Source organism: Plantactinospora mayteni, assembly GCF_016862935.1.
Classification (GTDB): Bacteria; Actinomycetota; Actinomycetes; order Mycobacteriales; family Micromonosporaceae; genus Plantactinospora; species Plantactinospora mayteni.
This window is the reverse complement of record NZ_BONX01000001.1, coordinates 58710-82675: the sequence shown is the minus strand read 5'-3', so window position 1 is coordinate 82675 and position 23966 is coordinate 58710. Positions and strand designations below refer to the sequence as shown.

Here is a 23966-nt window from a genome sequence, read left to right as displayed (position 1 = left end):
CATGTCCCCGACCGCCACCACCGGCCTCACCGGCGACCTGCTCGTCGGTGCCGGCGCCTACCGTGGCACGCACGGCGAGATCGCCGCCGTCGACCCGCGTACCGGGCGGAACCTGGAACCGTCGTACGGCCTGGGCGGTCCCGAGGACGTACGGCGGGCCGCCGAGCTGGCCGAGGCCGCCTTCGACACGTACCGGGAGACCACACCCACGGTCCGGGCCGGTTTCCTGACCGCCATCGCGGACGGCCTCGACGCGCTCGGCGCCGAGCTGATCGCCCGGGTCACCGCCGAGACCGGCATCCCGGCCGCCCGGGTCACCGGCGAACTGGCCCGCACCACCAACCAGCTTCGGCTGTTCGCGGACGTGGTACGCGACGGCGGCTGGCTGGGCGCGCGCATCGACCCGGCGCTGCCGCAGCGCACACCGCTGCCCCGCCCCGACATCCGCCGCCGGCTCGTCCCGCTCGGCCCGGTCGCGGTCTTCTCGGCCAGCAACTTCCCGCTCGCCTTCTCGGTGGCCGGCGGTGACACCGCGTCCGCGCTGGCGGCCGGCGCCCCGGTGATCGTGAAGGCGCACAGCTCGCACCCGGGCACCTCCGAGCTGGTCGGCCGGGTGATCCAGCGCACGGTCGCCGACCACGGCCTGCCCGAAGGGGTCTTCTCCCTCCTCTTCGGCGCCGGCCGCGAGGTGGGCATCGCACTGGTCACCGACCCGCGGATCAGGGCGGTCGGCTTCACCGGCTCGCGCGGCGGCGGTCTCGCGCTGGTCGCCGCCGCCCAGGCCCGGCCCGAGCCGATCCCGGTGTACGCCGAGATGTCCAGCGTCAACCCGGTGATCGTGCTGCCCGCGGCGCTGCGCCGCCGGGGCGCCGAGATCGGCCGCGAGCTGGTCGCCTCGATGACCGTCGGCCAGGGCCAGTTGTGCACCAGCCCGGGCCTGGTCTTCGCGGTGAACGGGCCGGGCGTGCAGGAGTTCGTCGAGGCAGCCGCCGAGGCGCTGCGTACGGTCCCGGCCGCGCCGATGCTCTCGGCCGGCATCCAGCAGGCGTTCACCGAGGGCGTCGACCGGCTGCGGACCGCGGACGGCGTGCAGACCACCGCCATCGGCGAGCCGGGCGACGGGATCGCCGCGCCGGGGCAGGCCCACCTCTTCCGGACCACGAACACCGCGCTCGGGCACAACCCGGCCCTGCGGGAGGAGGTGTTCGGGGCCAGCTCGCTGATCGTCACGGTGAACTCGGCGGCCGAGTTGCGGGACACGGTGGCGGGCCTGGAGGGCCAGCTCACCCTGACGCTGCACGCCGACGATGCGGATCTGGACACGGCTCGTGCGTTGCTGCCGCTACTAGAGCGCAAGGCCGGGCGGATCATCGTGAACGGCTGGCCGACCGGCGTCGAGGTCGGGCACGCGATGGTGCACGGCGGGCCGTTCCCGGCGACTTCGGACGCGCGTACGACCTCGGTCGGCACCGTCGCGATCGAGCGGTTCCTGCGGCCGGTGGCGTACCAGAACCTGCCCGCCGGGCTGCTGCCGGCCGGGCTCGCCGACGCGAATCCGCTCGGCCTGCCGAGGAGGGTCGATGGCCGCTGAGCCGCCACGGGTCACCGGGATGCGGGTGGTGCCGGTCGCCGGGCAGGACAGCATGCTGCTGAACCTGAGTGGCGCGCACGGGCCGTACTTCACCCGGACGGTCGTGGTGCTCTCCGCCTCCGACGGCAGTATCGGCGTCGGCGAGGTGCCCGGCGGCGAGGCGATCGTAGGCACCCTGGAGGAGTCGCGGGATCTGGTGCTGGGCCGGCCGATCGGGGCGTACCTGAGCGTGCTCGGCGCGGTGCGTACCCGGTTCGCGGCCCGGGACGCGGGTGGACGCGGGCCGCAGACGTTCGACCTGCGCACCACGGTGCACGTGACGACCGCCCTGGAGGCCGCGCTGCTCGACCTGCTCGGCAAGTACCTCGGGGTGCCGGTCTGCGACCTGCTCGGCGACGGGCGGCAGCGGGACCGCGTGCGTACCCTCGGTTATCTGTTCTTCGTGGGCGACCGCACCGCCACCGACCTGCCCTATCGGGCCGGGGACGGACCGGACGCGTGGACCCGGCTGCGCGACGAGCCGGCGCTCACCCCGGAGGCGGTGGTCGCGCTGGCCGAGGCCGCACGACAGCGGTACGGCTTCGCGGACTTCAAGCTCAAGGGCGGGGTGCTGCCGGGGGAGGAGGAGGTCGCCACGGTCACGGCGCTGAAGGCGCGGTTCCCGGACGCCCGGATCACGCTGGACCCCAACGGCGGCTGGCCACTCGCCGACGCGATCCGGTACGGGCGGGCGATGCGCGGCGTGGTGGCGTACGCCGAGGATCCGTGCGGCGCCGAGCGGGGCTTCTCCGGTCGGGAGACGATGGCCGAGTTCCGCCGCGCCACCGGCCTACCGACGGCCACCAACATGATTGCCACCGACTGGCGCGAGTTGGGCCACGCGATCCGGGCCGGGGCGGTCGACATCCCGCTGGCCGACCCGCACTTCTGGGGCATGCAGGCGTCGGTCCGGGTCGCCCAGCTCTGCGCCGCCTGGGGGCTGACCTGGGGCTCGCACTCGAACAACCACTTCGACATCTCGCTGGCGATGTTCACCCACGTGGCGGCGTCCGCGCCCGGCGAGATCACCGCGATCGACACGCACTGGATCTGGCAGGACGGCCAGCGCCTCACCCGTGCGCCGCTGCGGATCCGGGACGGCTACCTGGACGTGCCCACCGTCCCCGGCCTCGGCGTCGACCTCGACGAGGACCGGCTGGCCGAGGCGCACGAGCTGTACCGTGCCCAGGGGCTCGGCGGCCGGGACGACGCGGTGGCGATGCAGTACCTACTGCCCGGCTGGTCCTTCCACCCGAAACAACCCGCCCTGGTCCGATGATCCGGAGGTACGCATGACGACCGAGTCCACCGGTGTGCTACAGGTCGGCCCGCTGATGCCGTTTCTAGAGGCCGACCTGCGCGAACTCCACGCCGCGCGGCGGCTGCCGGACCCGCCGGACTCCTTTCTCGACGGCCCCGGCGCCCGGGTCGAGGTCGCGGTCACCTCCGGCCGGTTCGGCGTGGACGCCGACCTGATGCGGCGACTGCCCGCGTTGCGCGCGATCGTCAACTTCGGCGCCGGATACGACACCACCGACGTGGCCGAGGCCGCCCGCCGGGGCATCGCGGTGTCGAACACCCCGGACGTGCTCGACGACTGCGTGGCGGACACCGCGATCGGGTTGATCATCGACGTGATGCGCGGGCTGAGCGCCGCCGACCGGTACGTGCGCCGGGGCGACTGGGCGGCGCGTGGCAACTATCCGCTGACGCGGAAGGTGAGCGGGGCCCGGGTGGGGATCCTCGGCCTGGGCCGGATCGGGATGGCGATCGCCCGGCGGCTGGCGGGCTTCGACTGTGTGATCTCCTACCACAACCGGCGGCCCCGGGACGTGCCCTACCGCTACCTGAGCACACCGGTCGAGCTGGCTGCCGACGTGGACGTGCTGGTGGTGGCGGTGTCCGGCGGCCCGCAGACGCATCACCTGGTCTCTGCCGAGGTGATCGCCGCGCTGGGCTCGGACGGCGTCCTGGTGAACGTCGCCCGCGGCTCGGTGGTGGACGAGCCGGCGCTGGTCGCCGCCCTGCTGGAGGGTCGGCTCGGCGGCGCGGGGCTGGACGCGTTCGCGGACGAGCCGCACGTCCCGGCCGAGCTACGCGCGTTGGACCGGGTGGTGCTGACCCCGCACCTGGCCAGCGGCACCGCCGAGACCCGGCGGGCGATGGCCGACGTGGTACTGGCGAACGTGGCGCAGTTCCGCGCGGACGGCACGCTGGTGACACCGGTGGCGCTGCCCGTCGCCGGAGAGGGGCTGGCGTGATCGTGGCGGCGGTGTAGACGCCGGGCGCTCAGGGATGGGTAGCGGCGCTGCCGCGGGCCGCGAACTCCGGCCCATCGATGTCGGCCTCCGGCTGTCACCGGTTCTCATAACAAGAAGTTGTGGTGTTTTACGCTTTCATCATTTGAACACCGTGGTCGAAAAACTGTTATCTACCGTGCTCGTCAATAGTCCGCACCTGACGCGAACTGCGCGATCGTCGGATTCCGGGTAGGCCGCCCGGGTACCTCTTGAAGAATGCGAAACAATCTGGCAATCTTCATTCATCGATGTGAGCGCTCTCCTGTCCCCCGGGCCTCGGTGCACGGGACCAGGGGATCTGAAAGTGTTAGCGATAACAGCAACCCCGTCTGTTGGCCGGTCTGCACCCGGGCAGGGCCGGAGCACGGTCTCCAGGCATGGCCGGCAGCGTCATCGACGCCGACATGTCCGCTGCCGCCGTGACCTGGGAGGGCCGGCGCGGAGTGAGCAAGCTCCGCGTCGGCCCAAGCGGCGACCACCACCTGCGACGAATCGACCGCGCTTGAGGCGAGCGTGGTTCCCGAGGAGGTAACCATGAAATCCGGAACTTCCGGCCGTGCGGCGGTCAGACGCGGCGTGGCCTTGATGTCCGCGCTGCTGTGCCTCGCGGTGTTGGTGCCCGGGGTGGCCCGGGCGGACAACCCTATCGTGCAGACGATCTACACGGCCGACCCGGCTCCGCTGGTGCACAACGGCCGGGTGTACCTCTACACCGGTCACGACGAGGACGGCTCGACCTACTTCACCATGCGCGAGTGGCGGGTCTGGTCGTCGGCGGACATGGTGAACTGGACCGACCACGGCTCTCCGATGAGTCTGGCCACCTTTAGTTGGGCCAGCGCCGACGCGTGGGCCGGCCACACCATCTACCGCAACGGCAGGTTCTACTGGTATGTGCCGGTCAAGAACCGGGCGACCGGCCGAATGGCGATCGGGGTCGGTGTGTCGGAGAGCCCCACCGGGCCGTTCCGAGACGCGCTCGGTCGTCCACTGGTGGAGAACGGGGAGATCGACCCGGCCGCCTTCATCGACGACAACGGGCAGGCGTACCTGTACTGGGGCAACCCCAATCTGTGGTATGTGCGGTTGAACGCCGACATGATCTCGTTCTCGGGCGGTCCGACGCAGATCCCGCTGACCACGGCGGGATTCGGTGCCCGGAGCGGGAACGCGAGTCGCCCGACCCTCTACGAGGAGGCGCCCTGGGTCTACAAGCGGAACGGGCTGTACTACAACGTGTTCGCGGCGGAATGCTGCGCGGAGTTCATCGGCTACTCGACGGCTCCTGGGCCGACCGGGCCGTGGACCTACCGTGGGACGGTCATGCCCCGGCAGGGCGGGAGTTTCACCAACCACCCCGGCGTCATCGACTTCAACGGCGGCTCGTACTTCTTCTACCACAACGGTGCTCTGCCGGGCGGCGGCGGCTTCACCCGATCCGTTGCGGTGGAGAGGTTCACCTACAACTCCGACGGGACGATCCCGACGATCAACATGACCGCGACGGGTGCTCCGCAGGTCGGGACGCTGAACCCCTACGTTCGGCAGGAGGCCGAGACGATCGCCTGGGAGACCGGTGTGGAGACCGAGCCGGCCAGTGGCGGGGGCATGAACGTCGGCTGGATCGAGAACGCGGACTGGATCAAGGTCAAGGGTGTGGCCTTCGGCGCCGGTGCCGGCTCCTTCAGTGCCCGAGTGGCCTCGGGAACCAGCGGCGGCCGCATCGAGTTGCGCCTGGGCGGTACCAACGGCACCCTCGTGGGCACCTGCACCGTGCCGGGTACCGGAGGCTGGCAGACCTGGACGACCGTCACCTGCCCGGTAAGCGGCGCGACCGGCACCCACGACCTGTACCTGCGGTTCGCCGGCGGCAGCGGCTACCTGCTCAACGTCGACTGGTGGCAGTTCCAGCAACGGTAGTGAGTTGGCGCCGACCACGAACGGTCGACAGTACGCAGCGCCGATGCGGACAGCGTATCAGTGAGGATGAGTTCAAGAAGGGCTTGTTACATTTTTAAACCTCAATGGATCTGCGTGCTGGTGCCCATAGTGGTCGGCTAATATGCACCGGTGTGCGTTGTTCCGCCTTCCATTTCGTTCATGTGTCTTCGTCATGTTCCCGGTTGAGCTGCCAGCGGTCTGGGCCGGGCGGGAGAAGGAACTGGCCGTGCTGCACGCCGCCACCGAGGCCGCCAGCCAGGGCCGGGGGTCGGTGCTCTGGGTGGAGGGTGAGGCGGGCATCGGTAAGTCCTCCCTGGTCGCCGCCGGGCTCACCAACGGTGGGAGCGGCACCCGTGAGGTGTTGTGGGGAACCGCGGACCAGTTGTCCCATCGCTTTCCGCTGCGGGTGATGCTGGACTGTCTCCAGGTGCGACCGCGCTCGCCGGACCCCCGCCGGGCGCGGATCGCCGACTTCCTGCGGGACCGGCGGCCGGGGCTGTTCGCCGCGGACGACGTCGCCTACACGGCCACCGAGATGCTCGTGTCGCTGGTCGACGAGTTGTGTACCGACAGCCCCACCGTGCTGGTCCTCGACGATCTGCAATGGGCTGACGAGGCATCGCTGATGCTGTGGCACCGGCTCGCTCTCGCGGTTGAAGAGCTTCCGCTGCTGCTGGTCAGCGCCACCCGCCCGGTACCGATCCGGCAGGATGTCCAGACATTGCGGGCGGCCACACTCCGCCGAGGCGGCACCCTGCTCCCGCTCGGCGCGCTCGGCCCGGACGATGTCCGCACCATGATCACCGGAGTGCTCGGGGCGCCGCCGGGTCCGGCGCTCGACCGCCTGCTCGGGCGGGCCATGGGCAACCCGCTCTATCTGCGCGAGCTGCTCGACGCCCTGGCCCGGGAGCAGACGGCCTGCGCCGCGCTGACCGGTGGCGAGCTCTCCGACGACGCGCTCGAACGGGTCCCGGCCTCCTTCGCGGGCGCCCTGACCGATCGGCTCAGCGTGGTGTCGGCGGCCACCGCCCAGATGTTGCGCACCGCCTCACTGCTCGGCGGCGAGTTCGCCGTCACCGACCTCGCCGCGGTGCTACGCCGGACGGCGTCGGACCTGGCCGAAGGGTTGCAGAACGCGGTGGCGGCCGGCATCGTCATCGGCGTCGGCGACCAGCTTGCCTTCCGGCATCCACTGATCCGCCAGGCCCTCTACGACAGCATGCCGGCCGCGCTGCGCGCGGCGCTGCACTGCGAGGCGGCGAAGACGCTGGCCGGCGTCGGCGCCGAACCGCTGCGGGTGGCCCAGCAACTGCTGGCGGCCGGCCATCCAGGTGACGAGTGGACACACACCTGGGTGGTCGAGGCGGCACCGGCGCTGGCCGCCCGAGCCCCGGACATCGCGGCGGAACTCCTACAGCGGGAGTTGGAGACGAGCCAACTCGACCGAGCCGACCAGGCCGCGCTCTCCGTCGAACTCGCCCGGGTACTGCTCAACGCCGGGCGTCACCCCGAGGCCGCCGACCGGGCCCGGCAGGCGCTCACCATGGTGACCCAGCCCGGGCACCGCGCGGAGATGTCCTCGATTATGGCCCGCACGCTCTTCAGTCAGGGCCGCAACGAAGAAGCCCTGGACGTCCTGAGCGCGGCTCTCGCCCGTCCGGACATACCGGCGGTGTGGCAGGCCCGCCTGCTGGCCTCACTGTCGATGTTCAAACGGGCGAGCGGCGGCCACCTGGGCACCGCCGACAGCACCGCGCGGGAGGCGCTGCGGGTCGGGGAGGAGGCCGGGGACGCCTTCGCCGTCGCGTACGCGCTGACCGACCTGTGGCTGACCCACTCGGTACGGCGCGACCACGACGCCGCCCTCGGCTATGTCGACCGGGCGTTGACGGTGCTGAGCGACGCACCCGAGCACACCGACCTACGGACCTTTGCCTTCGACGGCCGGATCTTCACCCTCCAGAACCTCGACCGGTGGCCGGAGGCGGAGGCGACCATGCGGCGGGCACGCGAGCTGGGGCAACGGGTCGGCGGGCCTGGCCAGGGCGTCTCGACGCTCACCGCGGCCGTGCTGCTGTACTGGCTCGGCCGCTGGGACGACGCGCTGGCAGAGCTCGACGTCGTCGAGCGGGACAGCACGACCATCACGTACTCCGGGCTTCGTGAGCGAGGGCCGGCGTTGCTGTGGCATGGTGTCGCCGCGTTGATCGCCGGACGTCGCGGTGCCAACGCGGCCGCGGCCGAACACCTCCGGGCCGGCCTCGCGCTTCCCGTCCGGACCGTCGCCGACCGAGAGAATCGCGATTTCCTGCTCGCCGCCCGCGCGCTCGCCGCCGAGCAGGAGGGGGAGCCGGCACGGGCGCTGTCGCTGCTGTCAGCGGTCCTGGAGCGCGGGCCCGGCGAGATGACCCTGCTCCACCAGTGGGCGCCCGAGCTGGTTCGACTCGCGGTGGCGACCGACGACCGGCCGGCGGCCCTGGCGGCACTGCGCGCCTGCCAGGCCGAGACCGCGGCGGAGTCCCAGCCGGGTCGGGCCGCAGCGGCGCTGCGCCGGTGTCAGGGCCTGCTCGACGGCGATCCGGCGCCGCTGCGCGAGGCGGTCGCGTACTACCGGTCGGTCGGCTCGCCGGTGGAGCTGACCGGAACGCTGGAGGACCTGGCCGCGGTGCTCGCCGAACGCGACGAGCAGGCCGAGGCGAGGACACTGCTGGGCGAGGCGGTCGACCGGTACGACGCCCTCGGCGCGGTCTGGGACATCCGCCGGGCCGAGCGGCGACTCCGGCGGCTCGGTGTGCGCCGGGGTGTCCGAGGGCCCCGGCCGGCCCGCGCACAGGTCGGCTGGGAGGCGCTCACCCCGACCGAGGCGCGGGTGACCGCCCTGGTGGCCGAGGGACGGTCCACCCCGGACATCGCCAGGGAACTCTATCTGTCTCGGCGTACCGTGCAGACCCACATCTCGCACATCCTCGGCAAGCTCGGCGTACGGAGCCGGGTGGAGATCGCCCGTGAGGCGTTGCGCCGCGGGGCGTCCGGCACCGACTCCTGACCCTCGGAGACCACCGGTCCGGGCGAGGTGAAGGTTCGTACCTCCGCCGGGCCCGGCTCGGGTTGCGTCAACTGACCGATGTCCGTATGGGCCGGCTGAGGCAGCATCGTCGTGGGACGGCGACCGATGCGGGAGGGGAGGAGTTCCGGAGATGAGGTACGCGAGCCATCAGCCGATCCGGGGACGGGCGGCCGAGAAACCGGGGCCGCAGGCCGCTCCGCTGTCAGTGGACGCCGGCTCGCCGCTCGTGGTCCGCTGCTTCGGCGGGTTCCACCTGGAGATCCCCGGGCGGCGGCTGGACTGGACGACGGTACGGCCGCGGGTCCGCGCCCTGCTGCGCTTCCTGGCCGCCCATGGCGGCCGGCCGGTGCACCGCGAGATCATCCTGATGGCGCTCTGGCCGGAACTGCCGGTCGGGTCCGGCATCCGCAACCTGCACGTCAGCGTCTCCACGCTTCGGGCATTTCTCGAACCGGGCGTGCGGCGTGGTGAATCCCGGTTCGTACGGCGTGACAGCGAGTCGTACCTGCTGGCACTGCCGCGCACCGCCCGCTGCGACGTGCGTTCGTTCGAGGACGCGGTCGCGGCCTGGCGCCGAACCGTCGGCACGGGGCAGCGGGGCGTCGCGGTGGCAGCCCTGCGGGAAGGTCTCGCCCAGTACGCGGGCGACCTGCTGCCGGAGGACGGGCCGGCCGAGTGGGTCGTGGCCGAACGCGACCGCTACCGCACGCTGGCGGCGGAGGCGGCGGCGACGCTCGCCGCGCTCGAACTGGAGGCGGGGAATCTCGCGGCGGCGGCCGCAACGGCCCGGCGCGGACTGGAGATCGACGGGTTCCGGGACGACGCCTGGCGGGTACTGGCCGAGGCGCATCAGCGCTCCGGCGACCCGGCGGCTGCGGCGCGGACGCGCTGCGCCTACGACCAGGTGCTGCGGACCCTCGGGGTTCCCGGGCCGGCCCGGGCGGCGTGAGCGCCGTCAGGGCCGGCGGAAGAACTCCACCTCGCCGATGGCCGTACGGCGGCCGGCCGCGCTGCCGTAGCTTTCCCGGACGGTCAACCGCGCCTTGACCACGTCGTCGACGACATGATGGAAGGTTTGCGGACCGGCCTGGTCGGCGAGCCGCAGCGTCGTGCTCTCGGCCTCGCCCTGGCTGGTCCAGAGGGTCAGTTCCAGCTCCGCCGGCCGGGCCTGCCGCAGGAAGGCGTCGCGCTGCGCCGACACCCCGGGATGGACGATCAGGTCGAGCAGCCGGAACGGGGCGGCGAAGGTGAGCTCCACGTACTCTCCGTGCCCGGCGCCCTCAGCGGCCGGAGCCCAGAAGTTGTTGCTGAGCCCGTCGACCACCGCTTCCGCCGGGTGGTTCCTCGCCTGACTCGACGCTGCTGCCGACACCGGGCTCACCGGCTGCGGATCGGCGAGCCGGTCCCGCACGGCGTCGCTGGCTTGGGGGCCGAGCCGGGCCACGCCGTAGCCGAGACCGGCGAGCAGGGCGGCGGCGAGCAGCAGGACGACGCCTCGACGCACCAGACCCCATCCGCCGGAGCGGGGCTGGAACAGCCAGCGTGCCCCACGGAGCAGGGCCTGGCGGAGCCGGCGCCACCACGAGGCCCGCCCCGACGGTCCGGTCTGGGCGCCGAGGGCCGCCCCGCACCGCCGGCAGAATCTCCGGTCCGGTGGGTTGCCGGTTCCGCAGGCGGGGCAGGCGACATCGCCGGAACCATCCTTCGTCGACGGCGGGCGTTGGCGCACGACGGGCCGGCGGGCCTGCGGGCGAGCCGGCTGGACCGCCTCCACCGACCCCGCTGAGGTCCCCACGTCCACAGCGCCGCCCGGGTCGACAGCGCCGCCCGGGTCGACAGTAGCGCCCGGGTCGACAGTGGCGCCCGGGTCGACAGTGGCGCCAGGGCTCGTCGGGCGGGGTGTCGGCGCCTCGGGCACCCGGTCGGCGGTGGTCGTGCCGTCCGGCGGGCGGGCCGTCGTCGTCTCCGTCCGGTCACCGTTGCCGGTCGCGGCCGGTGGTGCCGGAGGTTCCGTCCCGGTCACCTGACCGCCCGCCGCCGGTGCGGTCGCGGGCGGGCCGGGACGGGGCGGGGCCGACGGCCGGACGGGAGGGGGAGCGTCCTCGGACTGTTCCCAGCCGAGGAAGGATCCGCAGACCGCGCAGAAGGTGCCGCCGGGCTCGGCCGGGGCGCACCGCTCACAGCGTTCCATCGTCGTCGCCCCCCGGTGTCTCGTCGCCCTCGACGACGACCCGGACCGTGCACGGTACGTGCGCCGGCCGGTTCGCCTCCACCAACGCCTGTAGCCGGTCCAGCGGAACCAGGTCGGGCTCGGACACCCGCACCGTCACCGTCAGGGCGGGCACCGCCGTTCCGGGAAGCGGCCCGCCCGGAGTCGACGACCAGGCCGTACCCCCGTTCTCGGTGATCTCCGGCCACACCCCGAAGACCATCTGCACCTGCTCCGCCAGGCCCCGTGCCGTGCCGCGTACCCGGTGCCGCAGCACCGCGTCGGCGACCGCCTCGCGGCGCTGCCCCAGCGTCCATCCCGGCGCCGTTTCGGCCGCCACCCAGCCGGCGAGCCAGTCGACGAAGTCGGCCGGGGCCAGCCGGGGGTCCAGATAGGCGGCGAGGTTGTCCAGCGTCGAGTGCACCGGCGCCAGCACCTCGTCGAAGGCCGCGAGCATCCGCCCCGCCAACTCGTCCGTGGCATAGATCGCCGGCAGCCGCCGAACGAACGGATGCGGCGTGCCGAGACCCGGCACCGCACCACGCATGGGACACCCCTCTCCGGTCCTGCCGGACCTAGCGATACTCCACCCGGACCTGGTGCTCGTAGGAGAAGGCCAGCGCATGCCGGTCGAGGTCGACCCGGGCCGTCGGCGCACCACGCCGGCCGGTGATCGGGTCGGCGGGGAAGAGCAGCACCTCCTCCACCAGGGTGACGCCGGCCAGCCGCTGGAGCACCCCGAAGAGTTCGCCGGACTGCACCGGCCGGCCGAACGGCCAGCCCGTCCCGTCCGGCCCGCCGCGCAGCGGGTTGAGATAGCCGTACAGTGCGTCGAGTGCGGCCGTCTGGAGCTGGCCGGTCGCCGTGCCGGGTCGGGCGGTCAGCCGGGCCGCCACGGTGACGCCCTGGTAGAAGGGCGGTTCCACGGCCAGCCGTACCCCGATGGGGCGGCGGGCGTCCAGGTGCTCGGCGATGGTCGCGAGCATGTCGTCGGGCGGGATGAGTTGCTCGAAGCGGAGTCGTTCACCCGCGTCCGCGACCGCTTCGGGTACGACGAGGACGCGTACGCCGCCGGGGTCGGCGCCGTCTCCGGCGGCCAGGCAGCGGATCCGGGCGGCGGCCGGTACCGCCTGCTCGGCGATCAGCTCGTAGTCCCGGGCGGTGACCGCCCGGTCCTGTGCCCGTAGCTGCACCGGACCGCGCTGCCGGGCGCTCTGCACCGACTCGCCGTCCACGCCGCCGACGGCGGCCTCCCGGTTCTCCACCCGGCTCACGTACGGCACCGAGCTGCGGAGCGTCGAGATCGCGCCCCGGGCCACGTTTCCGCGCCGCCCGCCGCCGGTACGGTAGCGGCGGACCCGCAGCCGGGCGCCGTTCGGGGGCACCGCGCCGTAGCGGCGCAGGGCACCGTCGGGTTCGCGGACCGCCGGACCGAACGCCACCTCGCCGGTGGTCCGGTCCACGGTCACGCACCGGTCGGCCGGACCGGTGGCGCCGAACGCGTCCACCTCGGTCCACTCCTGCCAGCCGGAGCCGTCGGAGACCTCGACCACGAACGGCTCGTCGTCGGGGATCACCGGCGGGCGGGCCACCCGGAAGCGTTGCCCCGACACCCCCTCGGATTCGCCGAGGAACTCGTCGAACACCGTCTCGGCGTGCACCGCCTCGACCGTGCCACCGATGGTGAACGCCGACGCGGCCCGGATCGTCGGCGACGCCGAATAGAACGGCTGGCCGGGTTCCGCGGCCACCAGCCGGCACCGCAGCCAGCCGGCCCGCTGGCCACCGACCGTGGAGGTGGTGTGCCCGGCCGGTACGTGCAGCACCACGTCGCCCGGCCGGTTGAGCCCGCCGGTGGAGTCGCTGTCCACCGCACACTCCGCCCACTGTGCGCCGTCCCACGCCTCCCAGCGCAGCGGCGGCTGCCGGGGGTCGACCCCGATTCCCTCCACCCGGCTCTCCAACCGCAGCACCACCGCGCAGGACGGGACCGCCGAGGACAAGCCGAGCAGCAGGGCGTCGCCGACCGCGGGCGGTGCGGCGAAACATGGCACGTCCCGGCCGTCCCGCACCTGGTCGGTACGGTCGACCGCCGGACCGTCGGCCGGCTGGACCCACAGCTGGGCCAGCTCACACGGCACGATCGCCAGGTCGGTGGCGGTGGCGAAGACGATGGCCTCCTCCGTCTCGGTACGGACCGTGCCGGCCTCGGTCCCGGCCCTCAGCGGTACCACCTCGGCCTGCGGGGCGGCGAGCCAGAACGTGAGGGCGGCGCGGGCCGCGGTCGGTGGGAAGAGCTGTACGCCGATCAGGTCGAGAAAGGCCAGGTAGTTCTTTTCCGGCACCCGGTTCAACCGGTACAGCAGCTCGTCGGTCATCTGCGCGAACGCCTCGACGAGCGTGACCCCCGGATCGGAGACGTTGTGGTCGGTCCACTCCGGGCAGCGCTGCTGGATGAAGCGTTTGGCGTCGTCGACGAGGTGCTGGAAGCGTCGGTCGTCGAGGTTGGGCGCGGGCAGGACCATCGGTTACGTCGCCTCCACCTCGGGCCCGTCGTGCGACGGGATCACATAGAACGGGAAGACCAGGTTGCGTGGATCGTTCGTCCCCCGGACCTGGTATCGGATGTCGATGTAGAGGGTGCCGGCGGTCACCTCGTCGAAGCCCACGACCACGTCGGTGACCTCGATTCGGGGCTCCCAGCGGTCGAGTGCCGCCCGCACCTCGAAGGCGACCTGCCCGGCGGTGTTCTCGTCCGCCGGTGCGAAGACGTAGTCGTGGATCCCGCAGCCGAATTCGGGGCGCATCGGTCGCTCCCCGGGTGCGGTGCCGAGGATCAGCCGGATCGCCTCGACGATCTCCCGCTCCCGGTTGACCAGGGCGATGCCGCCGCTGGCGTCGACCCGGAGCGGAAACGCCCACCCGGCGCCGACGAACTGCTCCGCCACCTCGCTCAGCCCCCGATCAGGACGTTGCCGGCGCCGGTCAGGATCGTCGCCGAGCAGGTGGTCCGGTCGCCCCTGCGGGCGGCGGGGAAGCCGCCGATCAGCACCTGTCCCCGCGCCGGTGGCGGCCCCGGCAGCACGACGTTGCCCGGACCGAGCGCCTGGTGCGGCGGCGGGACCGGACAGTTGCAGATCGTGCCGACCACCGCGGCCGGCCGGCCACCGATCAGCACACTGGCCACGCCGAGCGTGGGCCCGGCGGTCGGTACCGGCGCGGTCATGCCGGGCGGGCCGACGGTGCCGGTGGGCGCGCCGTGGCCGACCCTGTCCCCGATCCGGGCTGCTGGTGGCATCGCGTCTCTCCTGCTCGGTTGACCTGTCCGACCGCTCGGCTGATCTGTCCGACCGCTCGGCTGATCGGCATGACTGAACCTTTTCCGACCTCCCCTTGCGATCCGTCGGACCGCCAGGTCGGACCCGGTGCGTGCGCGCCGCGCGGTTCAGGTGGAAAACGGTTCACTGTTCAGTTGATCCGGACGACCCGGCCGGAGACCGACACGCTGGCCCCGGTGAGTTTCAGCTCACCGGCCCCGGCGTCCACCGACACGCCCCGGCCGGTGACCGAGACCGGCCCGCGCGACTCGACCGAGACACCCCCGGTCCCCTGGACGGTGAGTTCGGTCTTGGCCTCGATCACGACGCTGCCGTCGCTGCGGACCAGCACCGAGGTGCCGGCCCGGTCCAGGTGCAGCAGCAAACTGTCGGCGCCGTTCTGGGTACGCAGCCGGACCCCCTGCGTCGCGGCAGCGACGGTGGGCCCGTCCAGCAGTTCCACCCAGTTGCCGGTGCTCCGACCGCCGGCCGCCCGGCCCCGGCGGGACGCGAACGAGAGCCGGTTCACCGCCCCGCTCGTCGGGTCGACCAGCGGTCCGTCGTGCGGTGACGGCTCGTCGACGCCGTTGTACAACCCGCCGATCACGTACGGCCGGTCGAGCAGCCCCTGCTCGAACCCGACCAGCACCTCGTCACCGACCTCGGGGCAGCAGACCCCGCCGCCACCGACCCCGCCCAGTTGCACCGTCCGGACCCAGTCGGTCTCGTACGTGTTGTCCAGCCACGGGAACCGGAGCTTGACCCAGCCTCGGTCCCGACGTTCCGGATGGTTGCGGTCCAGCGTGGCGTTGGCGTCGGTGACCACCCCGATGGCCAGCCCTGGCATCCGCGACCGGAGCGCCGCCGGGCTGCCTGCGGCCAGTCCACCGAGCGAGCGGTCCTGACCGCCGCTGACCGTCAGCCAGGTCTCGTAGAACCGCGCCGGCCCGAAGACGTGCCGGCTGGCGGTCACGGTGTACTTGCCGGCGAACGGTTTTCCGACGCCGCCGAGGCTGAACGGCACACCGGTCCGCAGCAGCGGGTTGCCGCGCACGGTCACCTCGACTTCGGCGAAGCCGGTCGCCACCTGGGCGGCCAGGGCCTGGGACACCGTGTCGACCTCGGCCGGTGTCTCGTACGGCACGTCGGTGACCAGCATCTCGGCGGTGCCGAACCGGGCCGCCAACTGCCCGGCGGTCACCGGGAGCCGCACCTCTTCGCTGTCGCTGACCGGGGCCCGGCCGATCACCGGCTGGCGGGTGCGGCGGTCCCAGCCGCGTACCTCCACGTCGGTGAACTGGCCAACCGAGGTGACGGTGGCGTGCAGGGCGAGTATGTTCCCGTCCACCTCCGCCACGAAGTCACTGCGCTCGGCGGTCGTCTGCGGAGGCGGGGCGGAGGCGGCGCGGACGGGGCGGCGGAACTCGAACCGGCCGTCGACCATCGCCACCTCGGCGTCGTTGTCGGCCGCCAGCATCCTGAGGAACTCCCAGTCGCTGACGTTGGGCTGCGCCACCACCTCGTAGACCACGGTGCTGGGATCTATCTGGCCGAGCGGCAGTCCGGCGAACCGGGCGAGTTCCCCGGCGATGTCGGAGGCCTTCTGGTTGCGGTAGCTGGCGACCCGTCGGCCGCGCCGGAGCCGGTGTGACAGGTCCATGGCCCGGATGGTGGTGTGGGTGCCGGTGCCGTCGAACTCCGTCTCGACGGTGACCACCTCCCCGGTGAACAGGGCTGTCTCGCCGGTGCGGTTTCCGGCCCGTACCGCCACGGTCAGCTTCCGGCCGATCGTGATCTGGGTCTTCTCCAGCAGCACCGATCCGGTGTCGCGGTAACGCAGGGTGGCTACCGCCGGCATGTTGACGCCGTCCTCGACACAGCCGTACACCAACTCGTCCGGCCAGGGATCGGGAAGCTCGTCCGCCGGCAGGCCGACCTTGAGGAGGTTGGTGAGGGTTCCCGTGGGCATATAGCTACCTACCTTCACCGGCGGTGACCGACCCGGCTGGCGGGCCGGGGGCGCGGGACAGTACGGCCGGGATCTCGTCAGGGGCGGGCAACAGCAGTTCGGTGCCCGGGGGCAGCCGGGTCGGGTCGTCGAGGTCGTTCGCCTCGGCGATCACCCGCCACACGGTCGGGTCGCCGTACTCCCGGTGGGCCAGCAGCGGCAACGAGTCGCCGTCCACCACCCGGTGCACCCGGCGCGCGGAGCGGCTGCCGGAGGTGGGGTTCTGGGCCGGCTTGCTGCCGCTGATCTCGGTCAGGTTCACCGCGCAGGTCGCCCGCAACGGGGTCCCGGAGCTGTCGAACAGGGTGTACGTCGCGGTGACCTGGCTGACGTACGAGTAGAACGAGACGGTCTGGAACTGACCCCAGGTGAACTTCACCCACGGCGGTGAGGGCGCCTTGGCCGCGATGCTGGCCATGGTCGGCGCGCAGCAGGTCAGCAGGCTTTCGACCCGCTGCTGCACGGTGCGGCTGTGCGTGTCGGTCACGTCGAGGAAGACCGTCAGGGCAAGGCTGCGCGGCTCCGAGCCGCTGAACTCCGCGATCCCGGCCTGCTCGGCGCCGCGCACCACGTGCGGGATCCAGGAGGCCGACTTGGTCAGGGTCAGCTGGTTCGGATTGAACATGAAGGTGATCGGGCCGCCGAGCGGACCGCCGGGACGGTTGCCGCCGCCGAGCGGCGGGTTGTAGCGCTGGATGAACGCGGAGACCTTGCCGGTCGGTCTCGTCATGACGCCGCCGCCCCACCGGTCCGGCCCGGCACAGCGGCGGCGGGGGTGGGTGGGGTGGTGGGTCCGCCGCCCGGGGTGCGGGTGGCGATGATGGCCGCCGCGACCAGGTCACGATGGCCCGAGAATCCGCAGTACCGCACTAGCCCACCTCCAGGAAGCCGTGGTAGGCGAGTTCGATGCTTTCCGTCGCCGCCTCGGAGCGGTTGGGGTCGAAGGATGGGCCGGTCCAGCGGACGAGTACGACGTCGGCCAGACCCCACTGGACCAGCATGGCCCGGTCGGGCCGCAGCGCCGCGATCTGGGCGGTGCCTCGGGTGATGCCCTGCGGGAGGGCAGAGAGCAGCCGGGCCACCTTGGCCGTGTCCGGGATCAGCGGCCGGGTGAGGGTGACGTTGGTGTAGCGCACCCGGGACGGCAGTTGCCAGACGAAGCCGTTGTTGCCGCCCTCCTCGTGCTGCTCCACCTCGACCTCGCAGCCGAGCCCGTCGCACGAGTTCCAGTCCCCGAGGTCGATCCCGTCGATCCGGAGCCGGAAGTGGACGCTGGTGCCGGGATCGATGCCGCTCAACGTCCACCGTCCAGCCACCGACCGGAGCGCTCGCGCCCCAGCCGGAGTTCGGCCCGCAGTAGCCGGGAGATCGGCTCGACGAGGCGGTGTGCGAGTTCGTCCAGTGCCCGGCGGTCGAGGTGGTGGAAGCGCTCGGCGCTGTCCCGGTCCTCGCGTCCGGACCCGCGCTCCGGGTCCGGGGCAGCATCCCGTGGACCATTGGTCGAGCCGGCGCTGGCGGCGGTCCGGTTGGTGCCGCCGTCGGTTGCCCTGCGGCTGACGGTCGCGCTGCGGCTGACGGTCGTGATGTGGGTGTCGGTCGTCGTGCGGGTGCCAGCCTTGTTGCTGTTTCGGGTGTCAGCCGGGGCGCGGGTGTCGGTCGGGGCGCTGGCTGGCACCGACGGCTGTCGCTGGACGACCGGTCCGGCGCTTCCGGGTGGCGTGGTCGCCCTGGTGCCGGCGGCCGGGCCGCGCGGCGTCCGCTGAATCTGTGGTCTGGCACCGGCTGGCCTGGCGGGAGCGGCACCGGGAGCGCCGGTCCCGACCGCAGGGCCGAGAGCCGGGACGGGTGGGGGCAGCACCGCCGTTCCTGGGGCCGGCGGCGGGGGCATCGGCACGGTGACGGCGGAAGCCGGCCGGGTCGGTCCGGCGACGTGCCGGGGAAGTGGCCGGACCTGGCGGGGCGGGCGAGGGTCCGCAGCCGGGGCGGTCCGGATTCCAGAGCCGGGAAGAGTTCCGTGTGATCCCGCCATCGTGGGCGCCTCCTTGTTAGGTGCCGGAGTCCGGCCAGCCGACGTCGTGGTGCTGGCCGAGGTTGCGGTGCTGGCTGACGTCGTGGTGCTGGCTGACGTTGCGGTGCGGGGCGTCGTCGTGGTGCTGGTCGACGTCGTGGTGCTGGTCGAGGTTGCGGTGCTGGCTGACGTCTCCGAGCCGTGTCCGGGCGGCCGGACCCAGCGGATCGGCACCGTCATCCTGGCCGGATTGCCGGTACCAGTTGGCACCCTCGACCCGGAGTCCGCGCGGTGCCGTGCCGTCGCGGCGACCCCGGCAGACCGCTGTAGCACCGGCGTCAGAGGCCGATCGCCGAGAAGCGGGGCCTGGCCCTGCCGTCGTCCGCCGCCACCACCCGCTGTCGGGGCGGCGACCAGCGACGGCGACGCAGGGGAGTGCGGTCGGACGACCGGCATCCGCGTTTCCGACCTGGCGACCGTCGCCGCAGGGTGCGGTTGCCCGGCCGGCATCGGGGCGGGCGGCGCGGCGGGACGTGGCACCGGGCGGGATCCCTGGCGTGGGCCGGCTGCCTGGGCCGGGACCGCCGTGGCCGCGCCGCCCGCCCGGGGCCGGGCCGCCGGGGGTACACCGTCCGTCCGGGTCGGGGCGGGGCCATCCGGCTGCGGGGATGCTGCGGCCGGGGCGGAGACCGTCGACGGAGTGGACCGGTCGGGGGTGACGCCGGAGTGCGGCGACGGATCGGCGGGCGAGCGGGGTCGGAGGCTCGTGGCCGGGCTGGGGGCGGCGACCGGTCGGGGCCGGGCCACGATCCGTGGCTGGGCATCCGGGGGGAGCGGGGTCCCGAGGCCGACCGGCGGCCGGACCTGCTGGTGAGCCGGCGGTCTGCTCGGGCCCGGCGGGGCGTCCCAGGACGGTGCGCTGTCTGGGCTGGCGGGGCCTGCTCCGGCCACAGTCGACCCCGGCCCCGCCCCTGACGATGGCACAGCACGAGGTGCCCGCGCCACCGGACCGGCTTCGGGACGGCCGGAGGCGGCCGGTCGGCCGGCGGCGGTGTGGTCGACCGTGGCGTCCGGGAGGTGCGGACCGCCGCTCGCGTGCCCGGGTGGGCCGCTGGGCGGGGAACCCTGCCGGGTGCCGCCGCGTTCGGGTGCCGCCGGAACACTGCCGGCCGACGACCCGCGACGCCGGGCCGCGCCGGACCGCTGCACCGGTGCCAGCGGGCCGCCGCCAGCGAGCGCCCCGGGACCGGAGCCGGGCGCCCCGGACCGGGGCAGCGGCTGGTCCGTGGACGGCCGGGGCCTGGACGGTACCGCCGCCGGAGCGTCCGGAGCGGGGGCCGGCAACACGATGGGCTCGCCGAGACCGAGCCGCGGGGGCGTCGATCCAACCCTGGGGGCCCGCGCCACCGGCGCCGGTCGGGTCGCTCCGGTCGGCGCCGGGTCGCGGCCGACAGGGACAGCCGAGGTGGCGGGGGCCGGGATCGGGGTGGCTGGTGCCGGGGCGGCCTGGACAGCGGAGACCGGTGTCCAGGAGAGGTCGGCGCGGTCGGCCGGTGTCCGGGAGAGGTCGGCGCGGTCGGCCGGTGTCCGGGAGAGGCCGGCGCGGTCGGCCGGTGTCCGGGAGAGGTCGGCGCGGTCGGGCAGCCGGGCGGGAAGTCGACGCGGCGGCGCGGTGACCCGGGCGAGCGTCAGTGGCGTACCAGCCCGGCGGGCGGGGGAGGGCGGGACCGGTCGAGGCGGCACGGCGACGGTCGGCGTCGTGGCCGGGCCGGTCGGAGATGGACCTCCGGCGCTGGCCGCCCGACCTCCGCGCTCGGCCATCGGGCCAGTGTCAGAGCCGGGCAGTTCACCGAGGGCCGGAGGGATCGCCGAGGCGGCTACGCCGATATCGGCCGGGGATTCGGCGGCGGCCCGGCGTTGCACCGGCAGGGCGGACCCTGGAGGCCCAGCCGGTGTCGCCGATGCCGGGGGCACCGGACGGAGCAGGTCGTGCGCCAGCCCGCTGGGCGCCTCCGGGCTGACCAAGTGGTTCAGCGGGCGCCGGAGGGCGGGATCCTGCCAGGTGGCCAGCTGGCGCCGGAACCCGAGCGGGTCGCTGATCGGCATCTCGACACCGGGGAGCAGACCCGCCATCGGCGGCACGCTCCGCCAGCCCTGATCTGTGGTGCCCGGGCCCGGGACGGGGGCGCCCGGGTCCGGAGTAGGGTCGTCCGGTCGTGGAGCGGATCCGGCTGGTCCGCGCCACCGCCGGAGCAGGTCGCGTACGCCCATCGCCGATCAGCGAACCCTCCGGAGGATGCCCCGTACTGTAGGGCGGGGAGGAATCTGGACTCCGTCAGGAGCAGTCCGGGGGAGCCGGGACGGTCCGGGAACGAAGCCCGTCGTCCTGCGGCGGGTCGGTTCAGTCACGATGCCTCCTCGGATGGAATTCGTACCTGCGTACGGCGTACAGCTTTAGGGGCGGGGAGGACGTCAACGGCCCTCGTTGACGCGGGTGTTGATGGCGGCGATCTCCGCGACGTACCGCCGCCGTTCGTCGTGACGCAGGTCGAGGATCTCGTCGCGGGACCAGTGGAAGTGGTAGGCGACGTACGCGACCTCCTCGTAGAGCCGGTCGGCCGCGTACGTCACGATTCCCCCGGGCGACCACCGGCGAGATCCACCTCGAAGCCTCCGGCGCAGTGCGGGCAGGTGACCGCGGCGCGGGTGTGCCCCTCCGCGTTGATCCGCCGGTAGAAGTCCTGGAGGAAGGTCAGGTCCGAGGCGAACAGCCGCTCCACGTGCTCGGCCCGTACCTCGGTGATCGTGCCCAGCCGGGTGACGACCATGCTTAGCAGCACGACCGACAGGTAGGCGGGATTGTCCTTGACCCTCAGGTCGACCAGCGGGGCGAGTTCGTCCCGGGCGGTGGCCAGCCGCATGCTGCCGTGCCGGTGGAGGGTGCCCGCCTCGTCGACGTATCCCCGGGGGAGTTCGAAGGAGAACTCGGTCTGGAGCCTCGGCGGCCCGGGCTGCGTGGCCCGGCCGACCGGGGCGGCCCCCGGGTCGGAGTCCGGGCCGTCCGGCGGCTCGTCCTGGGCGGTGTGCGAAACGGTACGTCGCCTCATCGACCTCGCGGCGTGGCACCCCGGCCGTTTCGGGACCGGGAGAAGGCGCCGCTACCTCCCTTCACGGAGTCTGTGGAATCGCGCCGGGGCGGAGGACCGGAGTGGATATCAGGAACTGGTGATTTCCTCGAAGACGATCGTGATCTTCTCGGTGGCCGGGGACGTGTCACCGGCCCTCAGGTTGGGGCCTTCCCACCGGCTCACCCAGGCGTTGGTCAGATCCCACCGGCGCTGCTCCGCGTTTTCCGCGTCCACGACGATGACGCTGATGTTCTGCCGGGCCGCGTTGATCGCGCCCTTCTCGTAGGTGTCCTTGATCCACTCGGTGAACGCGCTGCTCTTGTCCAGACCGCGGGTGATGGTCACCTCGCCGCCCTTCCTCGCCCCGGGTATCTTGCGGATGATGTACTCCCCGGTCGGGGTGACCTGGGTGACCTCGATCGCGTCGAGTTCCACGGTGAGCCCGCTGACCTCCTGGACCGACTCGACCCGGGCCTTGCCCAGTTCCACCTGGAACCGGTGGGTCACGAAGGTGTCGCCCGTCTCCGCCATCGCTGGTTACCGTCCTTTCCTTGTCGTCACGTCGACGTCCACTGTGCTGGGTGCGTGCCGGGTCATTCGGAGACGAGGCTGGTGCTGTCGGAGTACTGGGACATCCGGAAGACGACGAACTCGGCCGGCCGTACCGGGGAGACCCCGACCTCGCAGACCACCCGGCCGAGATCGACCGACTCCGGCGGGTTGGTCTCCCGGTCGCACTTGACATAGAAGGCCTCGGCGGCGGTGCTGCCGAACAGTGCCCCGCCGCGCCACTCCTCGGTGAGGAACGCGGCGATGTTGCGCCGGATCGTGCCCCAGAGCCGTTCGTCGTTCGGCTCGAAGACCGCCCACTGGGTGCCGAGCAGGATCGACTCCTCGATGTAGTTGAAGAGCCGACGTACGTTGATGTAGCGCCAGGCGGGGTCGGCGGAGAGGGTCCGGGCGCCCCACACCCGGATCCCCCGGCCGGGGAAGGTGCGGATGCAGTTCACCCCGATCGGGTTGAGCAGGTCCTGTTCGCCCTTGGTCACCGTGTTCTGCACCTCGATCACGCCGCGGAGCACGTCGTTCGCGGGGGCCTTGTGCACCCCGCGCTCCGCGTCGGTACGCGACCACAGCCCGGCGACGTGCCCGCTCGGCGGCATGAACCGGTGCTGCCCGCTCGCCGGGTCGAACACCTTGATCCAGGGGTAGTAGAGGGCGGCGAACCGGGAGTCGTACCCCGCCTCGCCCTGCCGCCAGGTCAACACCTGCCGGGCGGTCAGTTCCGGCGGTGGGTCGAGGATCGCCATCCGGTCCCCCATCTGCTCGCAGTGCGAGATGACCGCCAGTTGGACCGCCTTGACGTCGTCGAGGCCGAGCCGCCCCCGCTGGTACGCGCTCATCAGATCGGGCACCGCGACCATGGTGACCTCGTCGATCGCCTCCAGCCCGCCGAAGCCGGTCCGGGCGTCCGCGTCACCGACGTAGTCGTCGGCGGAGACCCGGGCGGGCAGGCCGGCGTCCTCGGCCGGCACCGGCGGTACGCTCACCGACTGCTTCGCGGGCCGGGCCAGCGCGTTCGCCGGCGCCGCCTCCTCGACCGCGATCAGCTTCGACCGCTCCCGTACCTGGTTGACCACGTACGCCTTGGTGTTCCGCTTCGCGGAGACGTCGAACGTCTCCCGCTCCGCGCCGTCCTGCCGAACCACCAGCCGGAACCGGTCCTCCGGCACGGACTCGCCCTCGACGTCGGCCACCTCCACGGTGATCTCACCGGCGTCGCCGGAGCCGGGCAGGGCGGTGACGGTGAAGGTGCCGAGCGGCACCGGCGGCCCGGTGACCGTCCGGCCCGCCGCGCCCCCACCGGTCGTCGTCGCCGGGTCGCCCACCCGGACCACGTAGCAGATACCGCCACCGTTGGCGAAGTAGCCGTACACCGCCTGGGCCAGGTAGGCGTCCTCGACCATCTCCCCGAACGTCTGGACGAACTGGCTCCAGTTGGTCACCAGCGTCGCGGTGTTGAACGGCCCCCTGGCGGCGAAACCCACGAAGGCGGCGACGGCGGTACCCACCCCCTCGATCGGGCGTGAGCCGCTCGGCACCTCCTCCACGTACACCCCGGGTGACAGGTACGACGGCATGACAGACTCCCTCGGGCACGACGGTGATCCGTGCAAAGAAGTCTGGGCCGGTCCGGGACCGGGAACCATGACTCGACGGGCGGGCACCGGGGAAGCGGCCACTACCCGAAGAGGCAGTTCCCCGCGAGTGCCGTCAAATGGCGGATGTCTTCCGGGCGGGTGCCGGGGAGGCTCCGCGTACCCGAGGGACACCTCGGACCGTCTCCGCCGCGCTCGC

General features: G+C 72.8%; 20 protein-coding genes. 6 read left to right on the top strand and 14 right to left on the bottom strand.

Features of this window, described 5'->3' with window-relative positions:
- Nucleotide 1: 1 nt before the first annotated feature.
- The 6 genes from Pma05_RS00295 (at nucleotide 2) to Pma05_RS00270 (ending at nucleotide 9887) form a co-directional block, all read left to right on the top strand.
- Nucleotides 2-1591 carry an aldehyde dehydrogenase (NADP(+)) gene (locus Pma05_RS00295; RefSeq protein ID WP_203855172.1) on the top strand — a complete coding sequence of 530 codons (1590 nt, stop codon included), beginning with the start codon at nucleotides 2-4 and terminating at the stop codon, nucleotides 1589-1591.
- The gene (locus Pma05_RS00290; RefSeq protein ID WP_203855171.1) at nucleotides 1581-2909 is read left to right on the top strand and encodes an enolase C-terminal domain-like protein; all 1329 of its coding nucleotides are present in this window, start codon (nucleotides 1581-1583) and stop codon (nucleotides 2907-2909) included. The genes Pma05_RS00295 and Pma05_RS00290 overlap by 11 nt, the downstream gene beginning before the upstream one ends.
- Nucleotides 2910-2922: 13 nt before the next feature.
- A complete protein-coding gene (locus tag Pma05_RS00285) occupies nucleotides 2923-3891 on the top strand; it encodes a 2-hydroxyacid dehydrogenase (RefSeq protein WP_203855170.1) in 969 nt (322 codons plus the stop codon).
- Nucleotides 3892-4515: 624 nt separating this feature from the next.
- Nucleotides 4516-5850 carry a glycoside hydrolase family 43 protein gene (locus Pma05_RS00280; protein ID WP_239311431.1) on the top strand — a complete coding sequence of 445 codons (1335 nt, stop codon included), beginning with the start codon at nucleotides 4516-4518 and terminating at the stop codon, nucleotides 5848-5850.
- A gap of 193 nt (nucleotides 5851-6043) precedes the next feature.
- Nucleotides 6044-8917: a helix-turn-helix transcriptional regulator gene (locus Pma05_RS00275; RefSeq protein WP_203855168.1), complete on the top strand. Its 2874-nt coding sequence runs from the start codon at nucleotides 6044-6046 to the stop codon at nucleotides 8915-8917.
- A 151-nt stretch (nucleotides 8918-9068) separates the two neighbouring features.
- Nucleotides 9069-9887, top strand: a complete 819-nt coding sequence (locus Pma05_RS00270) for an AfsR/SARP family transcriptional regulator (protein ID WP_203855167.1) — start codon at nucleotides 9069-9071, stop codon at nucleotides 9885-9887.
- 6 nt (nucleotides 9888-9893) lie between these two features.
- On the opposite strand, the gene Pma05_RS00265 is transcribed toward Pma05_RS00270, so the two are convergent.
- The 14 genes from Pma05_RS00265 to Pma05_RS00200 all read right to left on the bottom strand — a co-directional run bounded on the left by Pma05_RS00265 (nucleotide 9894) and on the right by Pma05_RS00200 (nucleotide 23749).
- Nucleotides 9894-11129 carry a zinc ribbon domain-containing protein gene (locus Pma05_RS00265; protein ID WP_203855166.1) on the bottom strand — a complete coding sequence of 412 codons (1236 nt, stop codon included), beginning with the start codon at nucleotides 11127-11129 and terminating at the stop codon, nucleotides 9894-9896.
- Nucleotides 11116-11694: a phage tail protein gene (locus Pma05_RS00260; protein WP_203855165.1), complete on the bottom strand. Its 579-nt coding sequence runs from the start codon at nucleotides 11692-11694 to the stop codon at nucleotides 11116-11118. Before Pma05_RS00260 ends, Pma05_RS00265 begins: the two co-directional genes overlap by 14 nt.
- A gap of 28 nt (nucleotides 11695-11722) precedes the next feature.
- A complete protein-coding gene (locus Pma05_RS00255) occupies nucleotides 11723-13672 on the bottom strand; it encodes a putative baseplate assembly protein (RefSeq protein WP_203855164.1) in 1950 nt (649 codons plus the stop codon).
- A gap of 3 nt (nucleotides 13673-13675) precedes the next feature.
- Nucleotides 13676-14095, bottom strand: coding sequence for a GPW/gp25 family protein (locus Pma05_RS00250; protein ID WP_203855163.1), 420 nt, complete (start codon nucleotides 14093-14095; stop codon nucleotides 13676-13678).
- Nucleotides 14096-14100: 5 nt separating this feature from the next.
- Nucleotides 14101-14445 (bottom strand): PAAR domain-containing protein, encoded by a 345-nt coding sequence (locus tag Pma05_RS00245; RefSeq protein WP_203855162.1) that lies wholly within the window; start codon nucleotides 14443-14445, stop codon nucleotides 14101-14103.
- Nucleotides 14446-14615: 170 nt separating this feature from the next.
- Nucleotides 14616-16433 (bottom strand): VgrG-related protein, encoded by a 1818-nt coding sequence (locus tag Pma05_RS00240; RefSeq protein WP_203855161.1) that lies wholly within the window; start codon nucleotides 16431-16433, stop codon nucleotides 14616-14618.
- Nucleotides 16434-16437: 4 nt separating this feature from the next.
- Nucleotides 16438-17202, bottom strand: coding sequence for a CIS tube protein (locus Pma05_RS00235; RefSeq protein WP_203855160.1), 765 nt, complete (start codon nucleotides 17200-17202; stop codon nucleotides 16438-16440).
- On the bottom strand, nucleotides 17199-17342 hold the full coding sequence (locus tag Pma05_RS00230) for a hypothetical protein (RefSeq protein WP_203855159.1): 144 nt from the start codon (nucleotides 17340-17342) through the stop codon (nucleotides 17199-17201). The genes Pma05_RS00235 and Pma05_RS00230 overlap by 4 nt, the downstream gene beginning before the upstream one ends.
- On the bottom strand, nucleotides 17342-17770 hold the full coding sequence (locus Pma05_RS00225; protein ID WP_203855158.1) for a phage tail protein: 429 nt from the start codon (nucleotides 17768-17770) through the stop codon (nucleotides 17342-17344). The genes Pma05_RS00230 and Pma05_RS00225 overlap by 1 nt, the downstream gene beginning before the upstream one ends.
- A complete protein-coding gene (locus Pma05_RS00220; RefSeq protein ID WP_203855157.1) occupies nucleotides 17767-18147 on the bottom strand; it encodes a hypothetical protein in 381 nt (126 codons plus the stop codon). Before Pma05_RS00220 ends, Pma05_RS00225 begins: the two co-directional genes overlap by 4 nt.
- A 2805-nt stretch (nucleotides 18148-20952) precedes the next feature.
- Nucleotides 20953-21111 (bottom strand): DUF6760 family protein, encoded by a 159-nt coding sequence (locus tag Pma05_RS00215; RefSeq protein ID WP_203855156.1) that lies wholly within the window; start codon nucleotides 21109-21111, stop codon nucleotides 20953-20955.
- On the bottom strand, nucleotides 21108-21587 hold the full coding sequence (locus tag Pma05_RS00210) for a zinc-ribbon domain-containing protein (RefSeq protein WP_203855155.1): 480 nt from the start codon (nucleotides 21585-21587) through the stop codon (nucleotides 21108-21110). The genes Pma05_RS00215 and Pma05_RS00210 overlap by 4 nt, the downstream gene beginning before the upstream one ends.
- A 108-nt stretch (nucleotides 21588-21695) precedes the next feature.
- Nucleotides 21696-22139, bottom strand: coding sequence for a phage tail protein (locus Pma05_RS00205; protein WP_203855154.1), 444 nt, complete (start codon nucleotides 22137-22139; stop codon nucleotides 21696-21698).
- Between the two features lie 62 nt (nucleotides 22140-22201).
- The gene (locus tag Pma05_RS00200; RefSeq protein ID WP_203855153.1) at nucleotides 22202-23749 is read right to left on the bottom strand and encodes a phage tail sheath family protein; all 1548 of its coding nucleotides are present in this window, start codon (nucleotides 23747-23749) and stop codon (nucleotides 22202-22204) included.
- Nucleotides 23750-23966: the final 217 nt, after the last annotated feature.